Raw genomic sequence first — 14,770 nt, 5'->3', positions numbered from 1 at the left:
GGTTCAGCGGCTCACAGCTCGTGGCCGAGTGAGGCGCCGAGCCGCGTCACCAGATCGTGGGCCGCGTCCGGGATCACCGTGCCGGGCGGGAACACCGCCGCCGCGCCCGCCTCGTGCAGGGCCTCGATGTCCGACGGCGGAATGACTCCGCCCACCACGATCATGATGTCCTCCCGTCCCTCGGCCGCCAGCTCCTCACGGAGTGCGGGTACGAGGGTGAGGTGGCCGGCCGCCAGGGAGGAGACACCGACGATGTGTACGTCTGCTTCGACTGCCTGGCGGGCGACTTCGCCGGGCGTCTGGAAGAGGGGGCCGACATCGACGTCGAAGCCCAGGTCGGCGAAGGCGGTCGCGATGACCTTCTGGCCGCGGTCGTGGCCGTCCTGGCCCATCTTGGCGACCAGGATGCGCGGGCGCCGCCCCTCGGCCTCCTCGAACGCGTCGACCAGCGCGCGGGTGCGGTCCACCGACGGTGACTCCCCTGCCTCGTTGCGGTACACACCGGAGATCGTACGGATCTGGCCCGAGTGCCGCCCGTACTCCTTCTCCAGCGCGTCCGAGATCTCACCCACGGTCGCCATCGCCCGTGCCGCGTCCACGGCCAGCGCCAGCAGATTGCCCTCCAGCCCCGGACCGGGCTCCCGGCCCGCCGCCGCCGTCAGCGCGCGCAGCGCGTCCTGGCAGGCGGTCTCGTCGCGCTCTTCGCGCAGCCGGCGGAGTTTCTCGATCTGCTGGGTGCGGACCGAGGTGTTGTCGACCTTGAGGACGTCGATCTTCTCGTCGGTCTCGACGCGGTACTTGTTGACGCCGATGACGGGCTGGCGTCCGGAGTCGATACGGGCCTGGGTGCGGGCGGCGGCTTCCTCGATGCGGAGCTTGGGGATGCCGGCGTCGATGGCCTTGGCCATGCCGCCCGCCGCCTCGACCTCCTCGATGTGCTGCCAGGCCCGCCGCGCCAGGTCGTAGGTCAGCTTCTCGACGTAGGCGCTGCCGCCCCACGGGTCGATGACCCGGGTGGTGCCCGACTCCTGCTGGAGCAGGAGCTGGGTGTTGCGGGCGATCCGCGCGGAGAAGTCGGTCGGCAGGGCGAGTGCCTCGTCGAGCGCGTTGGTGTGCAGGGACTGGGTGTGTCCCTGGGTCGCGGCCATCGCCTCCACACAGGTGCGGGTGACGTTGTTGAACACGTCCTGCGCGGTCAGCGACCAGCCCGAGGTCTGCGAATGGGTGCGCAGGGACAACGACTTGGGGTTTTGCGGATCGAACTGCTTCACGAGCTTCGCCCACAGCAGCCGGGCGGCGCGGAGTTTCGCGATCTCCATGAAGAAGTTCATGCCGATCGCCCAGAAGAACGACAGCCGGGGCGCGAACGCGTCCACGTCCAGCCCGGTGTCCCGCCCGGCGCGCAGATACTCGACCCCGTCGGCCAGGGTGTAGGCCAGCTCCAGATCGGCCGTCGCCCCCGCCTCCTGGATGTGATAGCCGGAGATGGAGATCGAGTTGTAGCGCGGCATCCGCTGCGAGGTGAACGCGAAGATGTCGGAGATGATCCGCATCGACGGCTTCGGCGGATAGATATAGGTGTTCCGGACCATGAACTCCTTCAGAATGTCGTTCTGAATGGTCCCGGCCAGCTTCTCGGGCGGTACGCCCTGTTCCTCCGCGGCCACGATGTACAGGGCGAGGACGGGGAGCACCGCGCCGTTCATCGTCATCGACACCGACATCTTGTCCAGCGGGATGCCCTCGAACAGCTGGCGCATGTCGTAGATCGAGTCGATCGCCACCCCGGCCATGCCGACGTCGCCGGTCACCCGCGGATGATCGCTGTCGTAACCCCGGTGGGTCGGCAGGTCGAAGGCGACCGAGAGCCCCTTCTGACCGGCCGCCAGGTTACGGCGGTAGAAGGCGTTGGACTCCTCGGCGGTGGAGAATCCCGCGTACTGGCGGATCGTCCAGGGCTGGTTGACGTACATCGTCGGGTACGGCCCGCGCAGATACGGCGCGACGCCCGGGTACGTACCCAGGAAGTCCAGTCCCTCAAGATCCTGGCCCGTGTACAACGGTTTGACCGCGATGCCCTCCGGGGTCTCCCACCGGAGGTCGCCGTCGGAGCTCCCGGAGGACTCCTTCACCGCCGTACGCCACTGGTCCTCTGTCACCTCGGTGCCGCCGCCGGGGCCGAGGTCGATGTCGGAGAAATCGGGGATCCGCATTACGCCACACCCATACGGTCGAGAACGGAGGAGAGCACGGTCACCACATCGCAGCCGGCGAAGACGTACTCGTCGACACCGGTGTAATCGCCCGGCCGCCCCGCCAGGTACACGCGCCGCGCACCCGCGGCGACGAGCGCCGCGGCGACCTCGCCGGCCTGCTCGGCGTAGAGCGCGTCACTGGAACACAGGCACGCCACATCCGTCCCGGCGGCCGCGAAAGCCGCGGCGACCGAGGAGGCGTCCACTCGCACCGGCTCGTGGACCGGCTCGATGCCGCCCGCCTGGAAGAGGTTGGCTGCGAAGGAGGCCCGTGCGGTGTGCGCGGCGGCGGGGCCGAGCGCGGCGATGAACACCCGTGGCCGCCGGCCGGTTGCCGCCAGATGGGCGTCCGAACGGGACCGCAGCTCCTCGAACGCCTCGTCGCGTCGGACCACCGGCAGACCGCCCGGGGCGGCGGCGGTCGGCGCTGCCTCGCGTTCCACCACGCGCTCGGCGAGCTGCGGGAACTCGCTGACGCCGGTGATGGGTTCCTTGCGCCGCGCCAGGTTCTTCTTGCGCGCCGCCCAGGTCGCCGCGATCCGCTCCGCGATCATTCCGGACTCCAGCGCGGCCGCCTGGCCCCCCGCCCGCTCGATCTCCTGGAAGAAGGCCCAGGCGGACTCGGCGAGTTCGTCGGTGAGCCGCTCCACGTACCAGGAACCGCCGGCCGGGTCGATGACGCGGGCCAGATGCGACTCCTCCACCAGGATCGTCGAGGTGTTACGGGCGATGCGCCGCGCGAACGCGTCCGGCAGGCCCAGCGCGTGATCGAACGGCAGCACGGTCACCGTGTCGGCCCCGCCGACGCCCGCGCCCAGACAGGCCAGCGTGGTGCGGAGCATGTTCACCCACGGATCGCGCCGGGTCATCATCACCGGCGACGTCACGGCGTGCTGCCGCTGCGCCCCGGCCCGAGCGGCGCCGCAGACCTCGGCGACCCGCGCCCAGAGCCGGCGCGCGGCCCGCATCTTGGCGATCGTCAGGAACTGGTCGGCGGTGGCCGCGTACCGGAACTCCAGCTGCGCGCAGGCCTCTTCGACGCCGAGGCCGGCCTCGGTCAGCGCCCGCAGGTAGGCGACGCCCGTGGCGAGCGAACTGCCCAGCTCCTGCGCGGCCGAGCCGCCTGCCTCGTGGTACGGCATCGCGTCCACGGTCAGCGCCCGCAGTCCGGGGTACTCACGGGCGCAGCGCAGCGCCCAGCGGACCGCCGCCGTTGGCTCGGGCGCCGCGCCGCTGCGGGCGGCCTGCCCGAGCGGGTCGGCGCCGAGGCTGCCGCGCGCCGACTGCGGCGGCACCCCGCGCTCCGCGTAGAGCCGCAGCAACTCCGTTGCTGCGGCGTCGAGTTCGGAACCGGCATCCAGGACGACGGGAGCCAGGTCGAGAAGAACGCCGTCCAGCGCGCGGGCGAGACCGGAGACCGGCACGCCACCGCCGGCGTCCCCCACGGTCAGCCAGAGCGAGGTGACACCGTTCTCCAGATCCGCGAGCACGGCTTCGTTGAGCCGGGCGGGATCGGGCGTGGTGTGGCGTTGCCGGACACCCCAGCCGCCCGCCGTGTTCCCCGCGGGCTTGCCGCCGCGGGTGAAGGGGGCGAAGCCCGGAAGACCGGCATCGGGCGCGTCGTCGCGCGAGGTGTAGAGGGGGCGGGTGATGAGCCCGTCCTCCACCGTGGTGGACAGCGCTTCCTCGGCGGCCGAACCCGAAACGTCCTTGCCCGACTTGCGCAGCACACCCTCGACGAGGCTCTGCCACTGCTCATGGGCGGGGTCAGGGAATTCGGCGGCCAACGAAAGCCCGTCAGCAGGCAGGACCGTCATGCCCAGATGCTAGGGCAGGTTTCTAGAGGCGCAGCAGAGGCACCGGCTGTGACCTTGCCCTCTCCCGGCGCGCTTGATCCTTTACATACTGTGGAGTAACAAGCGGGGCGGGAATGCCCGGCGCCCTCGCCCCGGAGGCGGATGGGTGATTTGTCGCGGTGCGGCAGTAAATGACCAAAGTTATGCTGCTGGCAATCCATCCCCCCGGAGAGGACACCCCGTGGCTGTGGGACCTGTCGAGTACCTGGTCGTCGCCTTCCCCGGCAGCCGGTTCACCGGCGCCATCGCGCCTGCGCTGGCCGACGCGGTCGCCTCGAAGGCGGTCCGCATCATCGACCTGACCTTCGTGTACCGGGACGACGACGGCACCATCGAGACCGTTGAACTGGACGACCTCGACCCCGACGACCTGGTCTCGTTCGAGCGGGTGGAGGGCGAGGTCACCGGGATGCTGAACGAGGACGACATCCGGACGCTGGGTGAGAGCGTGCCGCCGGGCAGCTCCGCGGCGCTGATCGTGTGGGAGGACCTCTGGGCGGTGCCGCTCACCGCGGCTGTCCGCGCTTCGGGCGGACAGCTCGTCGCCCATGAGCGGATCCCGGCCGGCGTCGCGGAGGCCGCCCTGTCCGCCGCCGGTTCCGCCCGCTGACATCGCTCCCGCACGACATCGCTCCCGCACCGAAAGGCGTACGACATGCCGATTTTTCGAGGCCCCGGAATGAACCGGCGCGGACCCGGCCTGCTCGGCGCGATGGCTCGTACGGCCGTCGTCGCGGGCACCGCCTCCGCGGTCAGCGGCCGGGTCCAGCAGCGCCAGCAGGAGAAGTTCACCGAACGGGAGATGGAGCAGCGGCCCGCCCCCGCTCCCGAGCCGCCGGTGCGGCAGCAGGCGGCCGCGCCGGCCCCGGACGACCTGATCGATCAGCTGGAGCGGCTGGGTGAGCTGAAGAAGCAGGGCATCCTCACGGAAGCCGAGTTCGCGGCCCAGAAGAACAGACTTCTGGCTGAATGAACGCGACCGCCCCGGCGGGCCCGGTGAACGCGAATACGGAGAATTGACAGAAAGCGTGGCTCCGTAACGTTCATTCAGCCCGGCGGATGCGTAATTCGTGCCCAGCCCCGGCGTAATTCCGTACCCGATTCGGTAGCCGCTCCTCTGCCGTGTCCCGGTGAATCCCTGCCCGGCCCTGCCCTGCCCGTGGAGCCGGCGGCAGGCCGAGCGGCGCCCCGGCGTGCCCGGTCGATCATTCCCGGCGTTTTACATTGCCGATTTCCGGACCTCATGCGACTTTTGATCCGGCCAGGCCGAAATGAATTCGGATACGTGCCGGGAAAAGAGGAAGTTCATCGTGCAAACCGTCAGGGACGTCCCGGCAGTGTCCGTTCTCAACCTGCGTGACCTGGGAGGCATCGCCCTGCGGCACGGCCGTCGGGTCCGCCCCGGCCGGGTGCTGCGCTCCGGCCAGCTCAGCGGCCTCGGCCCGGCGGACGACGCCGCGGTGGCGGCGCTCGGCATCCGCACGGTCGTCGATCTGCGCACCGCGGACGAACGGGCGTCGGCCCCCGACCGCCTGCCGCCCGGAGCCCGGCTGTTCGTCGCGGATGTGCTCGGGGACAACCCGGGCGTGGCGCCCGCCCGGCTCCGGGCCCTGCTGGCCGACACCGTCGAGGCGGAGCGGCTGCTCGGCGACGGAAGGGCCGAGGAGATCTTCGCGGAGACGTACCGGCAGATGGTGCTCTCGCCCCGCGCCGCGGCCGCGTACCGGGCCTTCGTCGACACGGTCGCCGACAGCGCCGCCGGCCCGGTGCTCTTCCACTGCACGGCGGGCAAGGACCGTACGGGCTGGGCGGCGGCGCTGCTCCTGCTCCTGCTGGGCGCCTCCCGGGACACGGTGAGGATCGAGTACCTCGCGGTGAACCCGGTCGTTCGGGTCGCCTACCGGCCGTACGTGCAGAACTTTCTCGACGCGGGCGGCGACCCCGAGATCGCCTCCGCGATCATCGAGGTCCGCCCCCGCTATCTCGACACCGCACTGGACGCCATGGACGAACGGTGGGGAGGTCTCGACGGCTATGTACGCGACGGACTCCGCCTCCCCGAAGAGGCCCTGCGGCGCCTGCGTACCGAACTGGTGGCTCCCGCCTGAGGAGCGGTTCCTCGTCCCGGCCGTCCCGGCCTCCCGGTCTGCCGCCGTCTCAGACCTTCAGCAGCCGTTCGGTGAGGTCGCGATACTGCTGCAGAGCGATCCGGAGTTCCTCGGTCCGGGTCGCGGACTCGCCGCCCTGGCCCTGGACGTCCATCTCGCGCCGGCGCTCCTTGAGGGCGTGTGCGAGGCCGTCGACCGCCGCGTCGAAGACGCCTTCGGCTTCCTCCACCGCGCGCGTGGGGTTCTCGACGAATTCGGTCACCGCCCGCTGGAGCCGGAGCGCCAGCTGCTCCTGGTCGTCCTCCCGGAAGAGCGGCCGGTCGGCCGCAGAGACGGGTTCGCCTGCCGGGGACCGTTCTGCGGTGACCGGGGACCGCTCTGCGCTGACCGGGGGCTGCTCGGCAGGGACTGGGGGCTGCTCTGCGGTGACCGGGGAGCGCTCTGCAGTGACCGGGGGCTGCTCTGCGGTGACCGGGGGCTGCTCGGTGGCCGCGGTGGGCGATTCGTTGGGGATCCGAGGGGTGCGTTCGGTGTCGTAGGTCATGCTGTGCCCTTTCCTTCCGCATGGTGGTGGTCCTTGCGGACCGGGTTCTCGTTGCCGTTGGAGACCAGGACGTCGAAGAGGCCGCGGGCCTCGATCATGGCTTCGCGCATTTCCTCCGTGCTGCCCTCGCCCCGCTGGACGGCGTGCACCCGGCGGTAGCCGTTGAGGTGCTCGGCGTGGTGGACGGAGAGCGCCGCGGTCTGCTCCTCGAAGTCGCTGCCGTCCGGGAATCCCGTGTCCCGGGCCAGCTCCGCGAGGAGGGCGTCGGCCTCGGCGACGGCCTGTTGCGGCGAGTCGACGAACCCGCCCTGTATCCGGGTCCAGCGCTCCGCGTACCGCGCACGGTCCTCCGGCGACAGCGGGCGTTCGTCAAGTGAACGGTGACGCTTCAACCGCTCGCTCAGCTCGTGTTCTGCGGCCTTGGTGTCGCCGTCGTGACGGGCGACGGTCCGGTCGTACTCCGGACCGAAACGGCGCTGGAGACCGCGCCCGCCCGGCTGCCGGCCGAAGGCGAAGAAGAGTCCGGCGGCCACCACCAGGACGACCGCGACGATGATCACGACAGTGGTCATGCTCCATTTCCTTTCGGTCCGTGCCCGGACGAGAGTCGGTCCGGGCGTGCCGCTCGTGTACCCCGCCGCACGGATTCATGCGTGGAAACGGTGAGTTGCTCGCCGGAAGGCGGTGGTGCGAGCGCTTCGCGACGCCTCCCGGCGCGGGTTCGCCCGCGGCTCCTCGGTATCGTGAAGGGGCCATCAGGAATTCTCCGAGAGGGGCGTCACGGTGACCGAACGCAAACCCGCGGGCATCAGCTTCGAGTCCTGGGTCGACAAGCAGATCCGCGAATCCGAACAGCGCGGTGACTTCTCGCAGCTGCCGGGATTCGGCAAACCGCTCGACGGTCTCGACCGCCCGTACGACGAGACCTGGTGGATCAAGGCGAAGATGCAGCGCGAGGGCGTGTCCGTGCTGCCGCCGACGCTGGCCCTGCGCAAGGAGGCGGAAGACGTCCTCGCGGCTCTGCCCGGGGTCCGGACGGAGGCCGAGGTCCGGCGGATGCTGACCGAGGTGAACGAGAAGATCACCGAGGCCATCAGGCGCCCGCCGCCGGGACCGCTGCTGAACCTCAAGCCGTTCGACGTCGACGCCCTCGTGGGGGAGTGGCGCGCGGCGCGCGACTCCTCCTGAGCCGGCGGCAGGCGGATCACCGGCGGTCCCGTGCCCCGGATGCGTAATACTCGACGGATGAGATCAAGTGTTACGCAGTCGGGGCGCCGGGCGCCGGGCGAAGGCATGCGGATCAGGCGGGCGGTCGCCCGGGACGCGAGGCGGCTGACCCGACTGGTCCAGGCCTCGCGGGCCTATGAAGGGCCGTACGCCCCGATGGTCGCCGGATACCGGGTGGGACCCGATTACATCGAGGCGCACAGGGTCTTCGCGGCCGTCGAGGAGGCCACCGGGCGGCTGCTCGGCTTCTACTCCCTCGTCCTGGATCCGCCCGAGCTCGACCTCATGTTCGTCGCCGACGACGTACAGGGCGGCGGCATCGGCCGACTGCTCGCCCGACACCTGCTGGACGAGGCGCGGCAGGCCGGGCTCACCGGCGTCCGCATCGTCTCGCACCCGCCGGCCGAGGGCTTCTACCGCAGCGTGGGGGCCCTGCGCACCGGCACCGAGCGGGCCGCGCCGCCCGCCGTGATGTGGGACCGGCCCGAACTGCTGCTCCCGGTCACCTGAGGACGGCGAGGGCCCGGTGCGCAGGGCCCCTGCGGCCAACGGCCGTCGTCAGGACTCGTAGCCCCCGTACGGACGGGTGATGATCTCCATCCCGTGCCCGGCGGGATCGGTGAAGTAGATGCCCCGGCCGCCGTCGTTGTGGTTGATCTCGCCCGGGTGCTTACCGTGCGGATCCGCGAAGTACGGAGCCCCGAGCTCCCGGATGCGGGCGTACGCCGTATCGAACTCCGCCTCCGACACGAGGAAGGCGTAATGCTGGGGAGTGATCGATTCGGCGGGAACGGTCGCGAAATCCAGGGTGACCCCGTTGGCCGTGGTGAGCGGGATGAACGGGCCCCACTCCTGGCCGGTCTCCAGCCCCAGAACGCCGGCCAGGAACTCTGCTGATTCCCGGTTGTCCCGGGCGTGAACGATGGTGTGATTCAACTCGACTGACACTGTGGAATGCCTCCAACGGGCATCTCACGGGCACCTCCACGCCTCACCCGGCCGGTGACCGACGCGCGATGCCGTACCCAAGATCCTAGGCACGCCCTCCCCGGATCGTCGAGCCCTCCCGGCGATGCCCGGCGGCGGTGATCACGCCCGGTCGGTCACGCCGGGTCGGTCGCGGCGGGGTTGTGGACGTCCGTGAGGGTGAAGAGTCCGCCGTCCGGGTCGAGCAGCGTCGCCTCCCGGGCATCGGGCCGCGACAGCTCCTCGACGAGCGAACCGCCGTGCTCCCGCGCCGCCGCGACGGCGGCTGCCACGTCCGGGACCGGGAAGTTGACCTGCCAGCGCGGCCGGACCAGCGGATCGGGGGCCGCCTCGACCGCGCCCGAGCTGATCCGGGCCAGCTGACGCCCGCCGCACGTGACGATCACCTCGTCCTTCGCGTAGGACACCTCGCAGGAGCCGGGCTGCCCGCTGGCCCAGTCCAGCACCTCGCCGTAGAAGATCGCGGCGTCGAAGGCGTTCCTGGTGTGCAGCCGCAGCCAGGCGTGCGAATGGCCGTCCGGCGCGGGAGGCGAGGTCGCGGGTTCCGTCCGCTCCCAGATGCCGAACCCCGCCCCCTCGCGGTCGGCGGCCAGGGCGCCGCGCCCCTTGCCCAGGGCCAGCGGCCCCACCGCCACCGTGCCGCTGCGCTCACGGATGCGGGAAGCGGCCACATCGGCGTCCCGGACGGCGAAGTAGGGCGTCCACGCCACCGCGACGTGGAACGTGGTCGCCACCGCGCCGATACCGGCGACGGGCACATCCCCGCGGCGTGCCACGGAGAACTCCTGGCCGAGCCTGCCCGGCCGGAAGGTCCAGCCCATCACCGGGCCGTAGAACTCCTGGGCCGACTCCAGGTCCCGGGTCATGAGGTTGACCCAGCACGGTGCCGCGGGCCCGGTCAGAGGCGCGGGAGCGGGTGCCGTGCCGGAGGTGCTTGCGGTCATGGTCCTACTGCCTTCATGGGGTGTGCGGCAGATATGTGCCGATGGCCTGCGGGACCTCACCAGCCTCACCGCGGCCGCCCGCTCCCGCAACACGCGCGGCGGTGGACCGGACGCCCGCGCTTCCCGTCTCAGTCGCGCTTCTCGTCGTTCTCCCGGCGGACCGTCCCGTCCTGGTGCTCACCGAGCTCGTACGGCGAGAGCCCGTGGCCGTCGGCCGGGAAGCTGTCGTCCGCGTGGACGTCGGGCTCCTCCACGTGGGTGCGGTGGTCCGGCGCCACCGGCTGCTCCTCGGGCAGCGGCGGGGGCGGTTCCTGGGCGCGCCGCCGCCTGCCCAGCGCCACGGCACCGATCAGCATGGCCACCAGGACCACGCCTACGACGGCCATCACCACCCCGGTCGCCCCCCGCCCGTCCGCGAGGGTGACGGCCAGAGAATTCAGGGCTCCATTCGATACGTCCATGCATGCGGGATACCCCGGGACCGGGTCGTCATTCGGCACGAAGGTCGAATTCATGTTTTAAGTGGATATCGCGGTAGAAAACGTTTCGATCGGTACGAGTCGCCTCGCCGTCCCACCGGTGCGGCGGAGGGTCCCGCTCGCCTCGCAGACACCCGGCCGCGGGGAGAGCCTGGAAGTACACCCTCAGGAAGGAACCGCGGTGAACAGCACACGGGAAGCACAGACGGAGGAGAACCAGCGGGGCGGCGAGGTGTCGGTCGTCCTCAGCGGGTGCGCGAAGGACGACGCCGGCACGGTCTTCGACGTACTGCGGGCGGCGTTCGCCACCGACCGGGCCTCGGCCGACGTGCCGCAGGACGTCACGGGCAAGCGGCCCACCGTCTGGACCGCGACCGTCGACGTCACCGAGGAACGTGTCGTGTCCGGGACCGTACGGCTCGGCGAGACCGTCACGGTCGATGTCCAGGGCGGCTACTGGGCGGTCGAACGGCTCAGGCACAGCCTGGCGGGAGCCTTCGCGGTCCAGGTCGTGGGCACGGTCTCCGGCGACCAGGAGGAGGAAGTGCGGCTGCGGCTGGCGAGCAAGCAGGCCGCGACAGCGTGAAGCTGCGTGCCGCGACATGAGCTGAAGCGGGCCGAAGCGGCGTGACTCGGCAGGACACCTGTGGACACCTGAGACCGACCCCGAACGAAAGGCTGCGGTACGTGGATCCCACCATCCGGCGGGAGGACGGTGAAGGAGACCCGCGGGCAACCGCCGGCAGCTCCCCACTGACCCTGAACGTCAACGGAACCGAGCGGACCCTGACGCTGGATCACCGCACCACCGTCCTGGACGCGCTCCGTCACCACCTGGGCCTGACCGGTGCGAAGAAGGGCTGCGACCACGGCCAGTGCGGCGCCTGCACCGTCCTGGTGGACGGCCGGCGGGCCAACAGCTGCCTGCTGCTGGCCGTCGCGTACGACGGCGCCCGCGTCACCACGATCGAGGGACTGGCCGACGGGGACCGGCTGCACCCCCTCCAGGAGGCCTTCCTGGACCGTGACGCGCTTCAGTGCGGATACTGCACGCCCGGCCAGATCTGTTCCGCCGTCGGAGTGCTGGGCGAGGCGGCCGAGGGCTTCCCCTCCCACGCGACCGGGCACGACGCGCCCGTCACCGCTCCCGCGCACCTGGACGCCGCCGAGATCCGCGAGCGGATGAGCGGCAACCTGTGCCGGTGCGGCGCCTACCCGCACATCGTCGAGGCGATCAAGGACGTGGCACCGTGAAACCCTTCGGCTATCTGCGCGCCGGATCCGTCGCGGAGGCGGTCCGGGAGAGCGCCGCCAACCCCGGAGCCCGGTTCCTGGGCGGCGGCACCAACCTCGTCGACCTCATGAAGCTGGGGGTCGAGACCCCCGGCCTGCTCATCGACGTCAGCCGGCTCCCGCTCGACCGGGTCACGGAATCCGCCGACGGCGCGCTGCGCGTCGGCGGAACGGTACGCAACAGCGACCTGGCCGCCCATCCCGCCGTACGCACCCGCTATCCGGCCCTCTCGCAGGCATTGCTGGCCGGCGCCTCCGGGCAGCTGCGCAACACCGCCACCACCGGCGGCAACCTCCTTCAGCGCACCCGCTGCCCCTACTTCCAGGACACCTCCAAGCCCTGCAACAAACGCGAGCCCGGCAGCGGCTGCCCGGCACGCGAGGGGGCCCACCGCGACCTCGCCGTCCTCGGCCACTCCACCGCGTGCGTCGCCACCCACCCCTCGGACATGGCGGTCGCCCTCGCCGCCCTCGACGCGACGGTCGTACTGCACGGACCGGACGGCGAACGGACCGTGTCCGCCACCGCGTTCCACCGGCTGCCCGGGGACGACCCGGCCACCGACACCGTGATCCGGCCGGACGAACTCATCACCGAAGTCCTCCTGCCGCCGCAGCCCGACGGCACGGTCTCCCTCTACCGCAAGGCCCGCGACCGCGCCTCGTTCGCCTTCGCCCTGGCCTCCGTCGCCGTCGTCCTGAACGTCCGCGACGGCCGGACCGAGCACGCGGCGCTCGCCTTCGGGGGCCTCGCACACCGCCCCTGGCGGGCCCACGCCGCCGAGGAGATCCTCCGCGGCGCACCCGCCACCGACGGGACCTACGAAGCCGCGGTGGACGCCGAACTCGCCGCGGCCCGCCCGCTGCGCGACAACGCGTTCAAGGTCACCCTGGCGCGTCGGCTGGCCGTCGACGCCCTGGCCGAACTCGCCACCCGCCCCTGAAGAGCCGAGGACTCCCACCATGAGCGACACCCTCCAGCCCCTGGGCGCCCCCGTCGTCCGCCGCGAGGGCCGGGACAAGGTGACCGGCGCCGCCCGCTACTCCGCCGAACGCGGCCTGCCCGGCTGCCTGTACGCCTGGCCGGTGCCCGCCACCGTCCCGCGCGGCCGGGTCACCGCGATCGGCACCGCAGAGGCGATGGCCCTCCCCGGAGTCCACGCCGTCCTCACCCACGAGAACGCGCCGCGGACCCGCGAACCCGACGATCCGATCCTCGCCGTCCTCCAGGACGACCGCGTGCCGCACCGGGGCTGGCAGATCGCCCTCGTCGTGGCGGACACCCTGGAAGGCGCGCGGGCGGGCGCGGAGGCGCTGGACATCAGCTACGAGAGCGCCCCGCACGACGTCGTACTGACAGCGGACCACCCCGGCCTGTACACCCCGGAGACCGCCAACGGCGGCTACCCGGCCGCCCGCGAACGCGGCGACTTCGACCGGGCGTTCGCCGCCGCGCCGGTACGGATCGACGCCACGTACACGCTCGGCGCGCTGCACAACCACCCCATGGAACCGCACGCCACGACCGCCCACTGGTCGCCGGAGGGGCATCTCACCGTCCACGACTCCAGCCAGGGCGCCACCAAGGTGCGGGACAGCCTCGCCACCGTGTTCGGACTGCGGCCGGACCAGATCACCGTCGTCTCGGAACACGTGGGCGGCGGCTTCGGCTCCAAGGGCACTCCGCGCCCCCAGACCGTGCTCGCCGCCATGGCCGCACTGCACACCGGTCACCCCGTCGAACTCGCCATGCCCCGGCGCCAGATGCCCGCCGTAGTCGGGCACCGCGCGCCCACCGTCCAGCGCGTCCGGCTCGGCGCCGAGGCCGACGGCACCCTCACCTCGGTCGCCCACGAGGTCGTCACCCACACCTCCACCGTCAAGGAGTTCGTGGAGCAGGCCGCCGTACCGGCCCGGGTGATGTACGGCTCCGCGCACAGCCGCACCGTCCACCGGGTCACCGCCCTCGACGTCCCGAGCCCGTCCTGGATGCGCGCCCCGGGCGAGGCCCCCGGCATGTACGCGCTCGAATCGGCCCTGGACGAACTCGCCGCCGCCCTGGACATCGACCCCGTCGAACTGCGCCTGCGCAACGACCCGGCGGACGAGCCCGACTCCGGGAAACCCTTCAGCAGCCGGGGCCTGGCCGACTGCCTGCGGGAGGGCGCCGAGCGCTTCGGCTGGCACGGCCGCGATCCCCGCCCCGCGATCCGCCGGGAAGGGGCGCTGCTGCTCGGTACGGGCGTCGCCTCTGCCACGTACCCCGTCTACCTGAGCGGCTCCCACGCCTCGGCCCACGCGGCGGCCGACGGCTCGTTCCGCGTCGCGGTCAACGCCACCGACATCGGCACCGGTGCCCGCACCGTCCTCGCCCAGATCGCCGCGAGCGTGCTGGAGACCCCGGTGGAGAACGTGAGCATCGACATCGGCAACAGCGATCTGCCGGACGCCCCGCTGGCCGGCGGCTCCTCAGGCACCGGCTCCTGGGGCTGGTCGGTGCACAAGGCGGCGGCCGGCCTCGCGCGCCGGCTCGGTGAGCACACCGGAGCGCTGCCCGGGGAGGGGGTGACGGTGACCGCCGACACCGGGAGCGAGACGGCGGCGGAGTCCCCGTACGCCCGGCACGCCTTCGGCGCGCACTTCGCGGAGGTCGCCGTCGACAGCAGGACCGGCGAGGTCCGGGTGCGCCGGATGCTCGGGGTCTTCGCCGCCGGGAATATCCTCAACTCCCGTACCGCACGCTCCCAGTTCATCGGCGGGATGACCATGGGGCTCGGCATGGCGCTGACCGAGTCCAGCACCATGGACCCGGTCTTCGGGGACTTCACCGAGAGCGATCTCGCCTCCTACCACGTGCCGGCCTGCGCGGACGCGGTCGGCATCGAGGCGCACTGGATCGACGAGAAGGACCCGCACCTCAACCCGATGGGCAGCAAGGGCATCGGTGAGATCGGCATCGTCGGCGCTGCGGCGGCGATCGGCAACGCCGTCCGGCATGCCACGGGTGTCCGGTTCCGCACCCTTCCGCTCACCCCGGACCGGCTGCTGCCGCACCTGCCGTGAGGGAAGCAAAAGCG

Annotated in this window: 16 protein-coding genes; 9 read left to right on the top strand and 7 right to left on the bottom strand. The window is 71.6% G+C overall.

What is annotated here, in order from left to right; genetic code table 11:
* Positions 1–11: 11 nt before the first annotated feature.
* Both scpA and mutA read right to left on the bottom strand, forming a co-directional pair.
* Positions 12–2,213, bottom strand: coding sequence for a methylmalonyl-CoA mutase (gene scpA, locus ACFVQ0_RS29525; RefSeq protein ID WP_390092241.1), 2,202 nt, complete (start codon positions 2,211–2,213; stop codon positions 12–14).
* Complete coding sequence (mutA, locus tag ACFVQ0_RS29520; RefSeq protein WP_390092239.1) at positions 2,213–4,072, bottom strand: methylmalonyl-CoA mutase small subunit; 1,860 nt, start codon at positions 4,070–4,072, stop codon at positions 2,213–2,215. Before mutA ends, scpA begins: the two co-directional genes overlap by 1 nt.
* Positions 4,073–4,292: 220 nt before the next feature.
* Here mutA and ACFVQ0_RS29515 point away from each other — a divergent pair, with 220 nt between their 5' ends.
* From ACFVQ0_RS29515 to ACFVQ0_RS29505, 3 genes are all read left to right on the top strand, one after another.
* On the top strand, positions 4,293–4,721 hold the full coding sequence (locus ACFVQ0_RS29515) for a DUF6325 family protein (RefSeq protein WP_390092238.1): 429 nt from the start codon (positions 4,293–4,295) through the stop codon (positions 4,719–4,721).
* A 69-nt stretch (positions 4,722–4,790) separates the two neighbouring features.
* Complete coding sequence (locus ACFVQ0_RS29510; RefSeq protein ID WP_390092263.1) at positions 4,791–5,084, top strand: SHOCT domain-containing protein; 294 nt, start codon at positions 4,791–4,793, stop codon at positions 5,082–5,084.
* A gap of 337 nt (positions 5,085–5,421) precedes the next feature.
* Positions 5,422–6,219: a tyrosine-protein phosphatase gene (locus tag ACFVQ0_RS29505; protein WP_390092237.1), complete on the top strand. Its 798-nt coding sequence runs from the start codon at positions 5,422–5,424 to the stop codon at positions 6,217–6,219.
* Positions 6,220–6,268: 49 nt separating this feature from the next.
* Here the strand turns inward: ACFVQ0_RS29505 and ACFVQ0_RS29500 are convergent, their stop codons facing one another.
* Both ACFVQ0_RS29500 and ACFVQ0_RS29495 read right to left on the bottom strand, forming a co-directional pair.
* A complete protein-coding gene (locus ACFVQ0_RS29500) occupies positions 6,269–6,763 on the bottom strand; it encodes a hypothetical protein (RefSeq protein ID WP_390092236.1) in 495 nt (164 codons plus the stop codon).
* Positions 6,760–7,335: a hypothetical protein gene (locus ACFVQ0_RS29495; RefSeq protein WP_390092235.1), complete on the bottom strand. Its 576-nt coding sequence runs from the start codon at positions 7,333–7,335 to the stop codon at positions 6,760–6,762. Before ACFVQ0_RS29495 ends, ACFVQ0_RS29500 begins: the two co-directional genes overlap by 4 nt.
* A 211-nt stretch (positions 7,336–7,546) precedes the next feature.
* Between ACFVQ0_RS29495 and ACFVQ0_RS29490 the strand changes: the two genes are divergently transcribed.
* Positions 7,547–7,951 carry a DUF1992 domain-containing protein gene (locus tag ACFVQ0_RS29490; protein ID WP_390092234.1) on the top strand — a complete coding sequence of 135 codons (405 nt, stop codon included), beginning with the start codon at positions 7,547–7,549 and terminating at the stop codon, positions 7,949–7,951.
* 57 nt (positions 7,952–8,008) lie between these two features.
* Positions 8,009–8,500: a GNAT family N-acetyltransferase gene (locus ACFVQ0_RS29485; protein WP_390092233.1), complete on the top strand. Its 492-nt coding sequence runs from the start codon at positions 8,009–8,011 to the stop codon at positions 8,498–8,500.
* A gap of 48 nt (positions 8,501–8,548) precedes the next feature.
* On the opposite strand, the gene ACFVQ0_RS29480 is transcribed toward ACFVQ0_RS29485, so the two are convergent.
* The 3 genes from ACFVQ0_RS29480 to ACFVQ0_RS29470 all read right to left on the bottom strand — a co-directional run bounded on the left by ACFVQ0_RS29480 (position 8,549) and on the right by ACFVQ0_RS29470 (position 10,382).
* A complete protein-coding gene (locus ACFVQ0_RS29480) occupies positions 8,549–8,938 on the bottom strand; it encodes a VOC family protein (RefSeq protein WP_390092232.1) in 390 nt (129 codons plus the stop codon).
* A gap of 155 nt (positions 8,939–9,093) precedes the next feature.
* Positions 9,094–9,921, bottom strand: coding sequence for a VOC family protein (locus tag ACFVQ0_RS29475; RefSeq protein ID WP_390092231.1), 828 nt, complete (start codon positions 9,919–9,921; stop codon positions 9,094–9,096).
* 128 nt (positions 9,922–10,049) lie between these two features.
* Positions 10,050–10,382: a DUF6479 family protein gene (locus tag ACFVQ0_RS29470; RefSeq protein WP_390092230.1), complete on the bottom strand. Its 333-nt coding sequence runs from the start codon at positions 10,380–10,382 to the stop codon at positions 10,050–10,052.
* A gap of 199 nt (positions 10,383–10,581) precedes the next feature.
* Between ACFVQ0_RS29470 and ACFVQ0_RS29465 the strand changes: the two genes are divergently transcribed.
* The 4 genes from ACFVQ0_RS29465 (at position 10,582) to ACFVQ0_RS29450 (ending at position 14,756) form a co-directional block, all read left to right on the top strand.
* Entirely contained in the window at positions 10,582–10,986 is a 405-nt protein-coding gene (locus ACFVQ0_RS29465) for a hypothetical protein (protein WP_390092229.1), read from the top strand.
* A gap of 101 nt (positions 10,987–11,087) precedes the next feature.
* A complete protein-coding gene (locus ACFVQ0_RS29460; protein WP_390092228.1) occupies positions 11,088–11,654 on the top strand; it encodes a 2Fe-2S iron-sulfur cluster-binding protein in 567 nt (188 codons plus the stop codon).
* A complete protein-coding gene (locus ACFVQ0_RS29455; RefSeq protein WP_390092227.1) occupies positions 11,651–12,637 on the top strand; it encodes an FAD binding domain-containing protein in 987 nt (328 codons plus the stop codon). Before ACFVQ0_RS29460 ends, ACFVQ0_RS29455 begins: the two co-directional genes overlap by 4 nt.
* Positions 12,638–12,656: 19 nt before the next feature.
* Positions 12,657–14,756, top strand: a complete 2,100-nt coding sequence (locus ACFVQ0_RS29450; RefSeq protein WP_390092226.1) for a xanthine dehydrogenase family protein molybdopterin-binding subunit — start codon at positions 12,657–12,659, stop codon at positions 14,754–14,756.
* The last annotated feature ends 14 nt before the right edge of the window (positions 14,757–14,770 follow it).

Source organism: Streptomyces sp. NPDC057900, from assembly GCF_042887885.1.
Lineage (GTDB): Bacteria > Actinomycetota > Actinomycetes > Streptomycetales > Streptomycetaceae > Streptomyces.
This window is presented reverse-complemented; position numbering and strand designations above follow the sequence as displayed.

Coding starts and splice junctions, on each gene's coding strand:
- ACFVQ0_RS29510 (WP_390092263.1), top strand. CDS start 4,791: ATGAACCGGCGCGGACCCGGCCTGCTCGGCGCGATGGCTCGTACGGCC.
- mutA (WP_390092239.1), bottom strand. CDS start 4,072: ATGACGGTCCTGCCTGCTGACGGGCTTTCGTTGGCCGCCGAATTCCCT.
- ACFVQ0_RS29500 (WP_390092236.1), bottom strand. CDS start 6,763: ATGACCTACGACACCGAACGCACCCCTCGGATCCCCAACGAATCGCCC.
- ACFVQ0_RS29485 (WP_390092233.1), top strand. CDS start 8,009: ATGAGATCAAGTGTTACGCAGTCGGGGCGCCGGGCGCCGGGCGAAGGC.
- ACFVQ0_RS29495 (WP_390092235.1), bottom strand. CDS start 7,335: ATGACCACTGTCGTGATCATCGTCGCGGTCGTCCTGGTGGTGGCCGCC.
- ACFVQ0_RS29450 (WP_390092226.1), top strand. CDS start 12,657: ATGAGCGACACCCTCCAGCCCCTGGGCGCCCCCGTCGTCCGCCGCGAG.
- scpA (WP_390092241.1), bottom strand. CDS start 2,213: ATGCGGATCCCCGATTTCTCCGACATCGACCTCGGCCCCGGCGGCGGC.
- ACFVQ0_RS29475 (WP_390092231.1), bottom strand. CDS start 9,921: ATGACCGCAAGCACCTCCGGCACGGCACCCGCTCCCGCGCCTCTGACC.
- ACFVQ0_RS29470 (WP_390092230.1), bottom strand. CDS start 10,382: ATGGACGTATCGAATGGAGCCCTGAATTCTCTGGCCGTCACCCTCGCG.